Origin of the sequence: Jiangella rhizosphaerae (assembly GCF_003579925.1) — a bacterium.
Taxonomy (GTDB): Bacteria; Actinomycetota; Actinomycetes; order Jiangellales; family Jiangellaceae; genus Jiangella; species Jiangella rhizosphaerae.
This window is the reverse complement of the sequence record NZ_QUAL01000102.1, coordinates 21,850-28,229: the sequence shown is the minus strand read 5'-3', so window position 1 is coordinate 28,229 and position 6,380 is coordinate 21,850. Positions and strand designations below refer to the sequence as shown.

The following is a 6,380-nucleotide window of genomic DNA, read 5'->3' as shown; positions in this document are numbered from 1 at the left end:
CGTGCCGTCCGCGGCTAGGGCGGCGGCCGGGCTGGCCGGCGCCGCGCTCGCCCTCACCGGGTGCGCGGCGCCGGCGACGCTCAGCGCGAGCGACGACCGCGTGCAGGTGGTCACGACGACCGGGCTGCTGGCCGACCTGGTCCGCAACGTCGGCGGCGACCGGGTGAACGTCAGCTCGCTGGTGCCGGATCAGGCCGACCCGCACTCGTACGAGCCGAGCCTGCGCGACATCCGCAACGTCGTGTACGCCGACGTCGCGTTCAGCAACTACCTGCTGCTGGAGCAGCAGTCGATCATCAAGGCGCTGGACGCCAACCTGCCGGACGACGTGCCGAACATCTCCCTCGCCGAGGGGGCGGTGAAGTACGCGGCCGAGATCATCCCGCTGGTCGAGAACGTCGCTCTCGACACGATCTGGCTGGGCATGCGGGTGCGCGGGACGGGGGAGCAGTACGGCGCGAACCGCGCGTCGGACGTCTACCTCAGCGGCACTGCCGTCGACGGTCCGGGCGACCTCGTCGCGTACCTGACCGAGTCGTTCGGCAACCCGGAGTTCTACGTCGACTCCACCGACGGGTTCGACGCCGCCGACGGCTACCGCGACGACACCGCCACCCTGCCGCCCGACGCGCACACCCACATGAGCTGGGCGTTCACCGAACCCGGGGTGTACCGGCTGACGATGCGCGCCACCCTCGCGCCCGCACCGGACGAGCGTCCGGTCGACGTGGGGGAGCAGACGTTCACCTTCGCCGTCGGCGTCGACCCGCACTCGGTGCCGGGGATGGCGGGCGCGGAGGTCCTGAACGCCGGCCACGCCGACGTGACGGTCGACATCGACGCCGGCGAGCTGTACCTGCTGGTCGACCCGCACGGCGGCGACGGTCACGCGCACGCCGAGGTCGTCGACCCGGCGACCACCGTGATCGAGGTGCCGAACAAGGCGCTGCACGAGATCCCCGCCGACGAGGGCTTCCGGTTCCTCGGGCGTCCCGGCGACCCCATCTTCCAGCTGCCGCAGGCGGTCCTGGGCCGGCACGTCCACGGCGAGATCGACCCGCACCTGTGGCAGGACGTCGGCAACGCGATCTCCTACGTCGAGCTCATGCGCGACACGCTGATCGACGTCGACCCCGACGGCGCCCGCGAGTACCGCGACAACGCCGCGCGCTACATCGGCGAACTGGAGCGGCTCGACACCCACGTCCGCGACACCATCGCGGCGATCCCGCAGTCGCGCCGGCACCTGGTGACCACGCACGACGCGTTCGGCTACCTCGGCGCCGCCTACGGCGTGCAGATCTCCGGGTTCGTCACCCCCAACCCGGCCGCGGAGCCCAGCCTGGCCGACCGCCGCCGGCTGGCCGAGACGATCCGCAACCTGCGCATCCCTGCGGTCTTCCTCGAACCGAACCTGGTGGCGCGCTCGTCGACGCTCACCGAGGTCGCCGGCGACCTCGGCGTCCGCGTCTGCCCGATCTACGGCGACACCTTCGACGACGAGGTCACCACCTACGTGGAGATGATGCGATTCAACGCCGAGTCGCTGCGCTCCTGCCTGTCCGAACCAGCGGAGAGAGAGCCATGACGCGACGATTCCGGACGGTGTCGCTGCTCGGCGCGGGCGTGCTGACGCTCACCACGTCGGCCGGCGCCGTGGCGGCCGACGACCCGAGCCTGGACCAGGAGATCGACGCCGACCAGCCCATCGCCACCGAACAGGCGGTGCTGAGCGACGGCCACGTCGACATCGGCCCGCGCTACGTCGACGGCGAGTGGACGCTGCTGGTCCACGACGACCACGCCGAGCCACCGACCTGGCGCACGATGCCGAACACCGTGTTCCAGGTGAGCGACGCGTCCCTGACCACGGTGCCGGACAACGCCGACTACGCGTTCCTGCCGGCCGCGCCGGGCACCGACGTGCACGTGGTGCCGCAGGCCCAGCAGCCGGGCGTCATCTGGGTCGGCTGGAACACCCAGGACCCCACCGTCATGGACACCATCGACCGCGGCGCGACCCTGACCCTGCGGGGCGTCGAGGGGCCGGGCGACGTCGTCATGTTCCTGCAGAGCGGCACGCTCGGCGAGCCGGAGATCCTCTGGGACAGCCGCGAGGCCTACCCGCAGGACATCTGGGTCGAGGTGAACACGCACACGCACGCCAACTGGGTGTTCTCCGAGCCCGGCGTCTACCTCGTGGAGGTGGAGGTGTCGGCCGTCCTCGTGTCCGGCGAGACCGAGTCGGACACCGAGGTCCTCCGGTTCGCCGTCGGCGACGCCACCAGCACGGACGACGCGTTCGCCGCCCAGTACGCCGGTGCGGCGGCCGGCGATGCCGCGCCGGACGCCGGCAGCTCGCCCGCCGCGGCGGTGGACCAGGCCGGCGACGACGGCGGTCCGGCCCCGGTGCTGCTGGCCGTGGCCGGGGCGGCCGTCGTCCTCGTCGTCGTCCTGGTGGTCGTCGTCATGCGTGGCCGCAGCGCACGCCGTCGCGCGCAGGCCGCGCTGTGAGCGTCCTCGAGGTCCGCGGCGTGACCGTGGGCCTCGGCGGCCGCACGGTGCTGCGCGACATCGACCTGACGCTCGACCTCGGCGACCTGACCGGGCTGATCGGCCCGAACGGGGCCGGGAAGACGACGCTGCTGCGCTCGATCCTCGGCCTGGTGCGGGTGGCGTCCGGGCGGGTGCTCGTCGACGGCCGGCCGGTCCGGCCGCGCCGCTCAACCGTGGGCTACGTCCCGCAACGGCACGAGTTCGCCTGGGACTTCCCGATCTCGGTCGAGAACGCCGTCATGACCGGCCGCACCGGTCGCATCGGCCTCCTGCGGCGGCCCGGCGTGGAGGACTGGCGAGCGGTCGCGGCGGCCCTCGAGCGCGTGGGCATGACCGATCTGGCCCGCCGGCCGGTGGGCGAGCTCTCCGGCGGGCAGCGGCAGCGGGTCCTGGTGGCCCGGGCGCTGGCACTGCAACCCCGGGTGCTGCTCCTCGACGAGCCGTTCACCGGCCTCGACCTGCCCACCCAGGAGCTGCTCACGGGGCTGTTCCAGGAACTGGCCGGCGAGGACAAGGCCGTGCTGATGACGACCCACGACCTGCTCGGGGCGCTGGACACGTGCACGCGCATTGCGCTGCTCAACCGGACCATCGTCGCCGACGCCCCGCCGAGCGAGCTGCTCGACCCCGAGCCCTGGATGCGGGCGTTCGGCGTCGGTGAGAGCAGCCCGCTGCTGAAGATCCTGAAGGTGATGTGAGCCGTGTCGATCTCCGAGTTCCTCGCCGACCTCACCAACCCCGACCTCGCGTTCCTGCCCAAGGCGCTGCTGATCGCGGTGATGTCGAGCGTCGTCTGCGGCGTCGTCGGCTGCTACGTCGTGCTGCGCGGGATGGCGTTCATCGGTGATGCCGTCGCCCACGCCGTCTTCCCGGGCCTGGCGGTCGCGTTCGTCCTGCAGGGCAGCCTGGTCGTCGGGGGAGCGGTGGCCGGCGTCGTCACGGCGGTGCTGGTGGCCGTGTTCTCGCAGAACCGCCGGATCAAGGAGGACTCCGTCATCGGCGTCTTCTACGTGGCCTCGTTCGCGCTCGGCGTCGTGATCATCTCCCAGGCACCCGGGTATGCGGGCTCGCTGCAGCAGTTCCTGTTCGGCTCCATCACCGGCGTCCCCGATGAGGACCTCTACACGGCCGCCGTCACCGGTCTGCTGCTCCTGGCCGCGGTGCTGCTCCTGCACCAGCAGTTCGTCACCGTCAGCCTGGACCGCGAACTGGCCCGCGCGGTCGGCCTGCGGGTGTTCTGGCTCGACATCGCGCTCTACGTCCTGGTGACCGTCGCGATCGTCATCTCCGTCCGGACCATCGGCAACATCCTGGTGCTCGCCCTCCTCGTCACCCCGGCCGCGACGGCCCGGCTGCTCACCGACCGGCTGGGCGTGATGATGCTGCTCGCGCCCGCGATCGGCGGGTCCGGCGCCGTCGTCGGGCTGTACCTGTCGTGGAGCTACGACCTGCCCGTCGGCGGCAGCATCGTGCTCGTGCTGGCGGGGGTCTTCCTCGCGGCCTGGACCTTCGCGCCCCGCCACGGCCTGCTCGCCAGGCGCTGGCGCCGGGGCGGCCTCGAGGAGAACCCGGCGCCCGCCGGGGCGGTCTGACGGCGGGGGTGGGTCATGTCGTGGCGTCGACGATGAACGGCCGCCCGAGATCCAGAAGCACGCGGTCGGCAGTGATCAGCCGCAGTCCCTCCGACGCGGCCTGGGCGACCAGAAGCCGATCGAACGGGTCGTGCCGCGCGATCTCAGGGAAGTCGCGGATCGCTTCGGCGTGCGCCGCGGTGACATCGAGCAGCGTCAACCCCTGGTCGCGCAGCGACTCCACGAAGCCGTCCGGTAGCGACACTTTGCCCAGCATCGCCTTGATGGTCAGTTCCCATACCGACGCCGCCGAGGCGTGGACCAAGGGTGCGGAGCTGATCGACGTTCGCGCCGCCGGGCCGAGACGCGGGTTGTCGTCGAGCAACCACAGCATCGCCTGACTATCGAGAAGGAGCATCGTCGCCGTAGAACATCCGCTGAATGTCGGGGTCGGGCTCGGCGAAGGCCGAATCGTCGTAGTGCACCTGGCCCTTCATCCCGCCGAACCGCACGGGCCGCGGCTGATGGGGCACGAGGTCGGCGACGGGCTTACCGGCCTTCGAGATGACGACGTGCTCTCCGGCGGCCACCCGTTCCAGCAGCCGCGAGAGGTGGGTCTTCGCCTCGTGGATGTTCACCGTGATGCCCATGTCGGCAGTGTACTTAGTCAGACTTAGTCCATCAACGCACGGTCAGTACTCGTAGGGCTCCTCGGGGGCCGGCACGACGGTGACGGCGTCGGCCACGAGGACGGGGACGTCGCCGTCGCCGGGTTCCCAGCGGCCGGTGACCTCGACCCAGGTGTCGGCGGGCCGCGCGTCGTCGCCGACCACGCGGGTGGTGTAGGCGGTCGCGTCGGCGGCGCAGCAGGCGACGGTGAACCGCGACAGCAGGTACCCGTCGCCCGACTCGTCCGGCACGACGAAGCCGACGACCCGCACCGGGACGCCGTCCAGCGAGCGGTCCGGGTCCTGCAGGGCGCGGGTGACGAAGTCGCGCAGGCCGAGGTCGACGGCGCCCTCGCGAGCGGCCGGCAGGTCGACGAAGCCGGAGTCGGACGCGGAGGCGACCGGCCCCTGCCGTCCGGCGGCGAACGAGCCGAGCGCCGGCGGCGCGATGAGCAGCAGCACCAGGAGCGGGACGGCCAGCAGCCAGGCGACGCCCGGCCCGCCGTGGTCGCGATGCTCGTCGCCCTCCCCGTGGCCGTGCTCCCCGCCCCGTGCGGGGTCGCGCAGCAGCTCGTACCCGCCGAGCAGGACCAGGACGACGCCGGCGACCAGCAGGATCGGCTGGAAGCTCGGCTTGAGGTAGGCGAGGGCGGCGTCGGAGAACCCGAACCGGACGGCGACCGCGCCGACGGCGAGCAGCAGCACCGACTCCGTCCGCCGGTCCATGAGCCTCACAGCAGCCACCACCCGGCGACCAGTGCGCTGGACACCGCGACGACGAAGGTCAGCGGCGCGAACCGCAGCGCGAAGCCGCGGCCGAACGTGCCGGCCTGCAGCGCGATCAGCTTGATGTCGACGGCGGGGCCGACCACCAGGAAGACCAGCCGGGCGGTCAGCGAGAACTGCGACAGGCTGGCCGCGACGAACGCGTCGGCCTCCGAGCACAGCGCCAGCAGCACGGCGAGGCCGGCCAGCACGACGACCGCCAGCCACTCGTTCGTGGCGACGGTGGTGATCAGCGACCCGGGGGATGAACACCTGCAGCGCGGCGGCCGCGGCGGCGCCGACGACGAGCCAGCCGCCGGCGTGCAGGAAGTCGTGCCGGGCGGTGCCGGCGAACACGTCCCAGCGGTTCGCCCCCTCCGCCACCGGCCGCCGCGGCAGCCGCAGCCACGAGCCGCGGCCGAACCGCGACCACACCAGCCCGACGACGACGGCGGCGGCGAACGAGGCGAGGAACCGGGCCAGCACCATCTCCGGCTGACCGGGGAACGCCACCGCCGTCGCCGCCATGACGACCGGATTGATCGCGGGCGCGGCCAGCATGAACGCCAGTGCCGCGGCCGGCGCCGCGCCCAGCGCGGTGAGCCGCCCGGCGATGGGCACCGAGCCGCACTCGCACCCGGGGAAGACGGCGCCGGCGAGGCTCGCCGACGGCACGGCCACGGCCGGCCGGTCCGGCAGCAGCCGGGCGATGAGCGAGGACGGCACGAACGCCGTCACCGCGCCGCTCACCACCACGCCGAGGACGAGGAAGGGCAGCGCCTGCAGCGTGATCGACACGAACACCGTCGACCACGTCTGC

General features: G+C 72.5%; 8 protein-coding genes and 1 pseudogene. 4 read left to right on the top strand and 5 right to left on the bottom strand.

What is annotated here, in order from left to right; genetic code table 11:
- The first annotated feature begins 31 nt into the window (after positions 1–31).
- The 4 genes from DY240_RS11185 to DY240_RS11170 are packed head-to-tail and all read left to right on the top strand — an operon-like array spanning position 32 to position 4,148.
- A complete protein-coding gene (locus DY240_RS11185; RefSeq protein WP_407659305.1) occupies positions 32–1,588 on the top strand; it encodes an anchored repeat ABC transporter, substrate-binding protein in 1,557 nt (518 codons plus the stop codon).
- Entirely contained in the window at positions 1,585–2,514 is a 930-nt protein-coding gene (locus DY240_RS11180; protein ID WP_119659975.1) for a choice-of-anchor M domain-containing protein, read from the top strand. Before DY240_RS11185 ends, DY240_RS11180 begins: the two co-directional genes overlap by 4 nt.
- On the top strand, positions 2,511–3,254 hold the full coding sequence (locus tag DY240_RS11175; RefSeq protein WP_119659974.1) for an anchored repeat-type ABC transporter ATP-binding subunit: 744 nt from the start codon (positions 2,511–2,513) through the stop codon (positions 3,252–3,254). The genes DY240_RS11180 and DY240_RS11175 overlap by 4 nt, the downstream gene beginning before the upstream one ends.
- 3 nt (positions 3,255–3,257) lie before the next feature.
- Positions 3,258–4,148 carry an anchored repeat-type ABC transporter permease subunit gene (locus tag DY240_RS11170; protein WP_119659973.1) on the top strand — a complete coding sequence of 297 codons (891 nt, stop codon included), beginning with the start codon at positions 3,258–3,260 and terminating at the stop codon, positions 4,146–4,148.
- Between the two features lie 13 nt (positions 4,149–4,161).
- On the opposite strand, the gene DY240_RS11165 is transcribed toward DY240_RS11170, so the two are convergent.
- From DY240_RS11165 to DY240_RS34065, 5 genes and pseudogenes are all read right to left on the bottom strand, one after another.
- On the bottom strand, positions 4,162–4,521 hold the full coding sequence (locus tag DY240_RS11165) for a type II toxin-antitoxin system VapC family toxin (protein ID WP_199701312.1): 360 nt from the start codon (positions 4,519–4,521) through the stop codon (positions 4,162–4,164).
- 7 nt (positions 4,522–4,528) lie between these two features.
- On the bottom strand, positions 4,529–4,777 hold the full coding sequence (locus DY240_RS11160) for a type II toxin-antitoxin system Phd/YefM family antitoxin (protein ID WP_119659971.1): 249 nt from the start codon (positions 4,775–4,777) through the stop codon (positions 4,529–4,531).
- 42 nt (positions 4,778–4,819) lie between these two features.
- Positions 4,820–5,521 carry a TIGR03943 family putative permease subunit gene (locus DY240_RS33285; protein WP_119659970.1) on the bottom strand — a complete coding sequence of 234 codons (702 nt, stop codon included), beginning with the start codon at positions 5,519–5,521 and terminating at the stop codon, positions 4,820–4,822.
- A gap of 5 nt (positions 5,522–5,526) precedes the next feature.
- Positions 5,527–5,772 carry a hypothetical protein gene (locus tag DY240_RS33690; RefSeq protein WP_407659304.1) on the bottom strand — a complete coding sequence of 82 codons (246 nt, stop codon included), beginning with the start codon at positions 5,770–5,772 and terminating at the stop codon, positions 5,527–5,529.
- A 106-nt stretch (positions 5,773–5,878) separates the two neighbouring features.
- Positions 5,879–6,313, bottom strand: a pseudogene (locus DY240_RS34065) (permease); the annotation flags it as partial.
- Between the last annotated feature and the right edge of the window lie 67 nt (positions 6,314–6,380).

Excerpts from the sequence above, each read along its gene's own strand:
- DY240_RS11180 (WP_119659975.1), top strand. The coding sequence starts at position 1,585 with ATGACGCGACGATTCCGGACGGTGTCGCTGCTCGGCGCGGGCGTGCTG.
- DY240_RS11165 (WP_199701312.1), bottom strand. The coding sequence starts at position 4,521 with ATGCTGTGGTTGCTCGACGACAACCCGCGTCTCGGCCCGGCGGCGCGA.
- DY240_RS11160 (WP_119659971.1), bottom strand. The coding sequence starts at position 4,777 with ATGGGCATCACGGTGAACATCCACGAGGCGAAGACCCACCTCTCGCGG.
- DY240_RS33285 (WP_119659970.1), bottom strand. The coding sequence starts at position 5,521 with ATGGACCGGCGGACGGAGTCGGTGCTGCTGCTCGCCGTCGGCGCGGTC.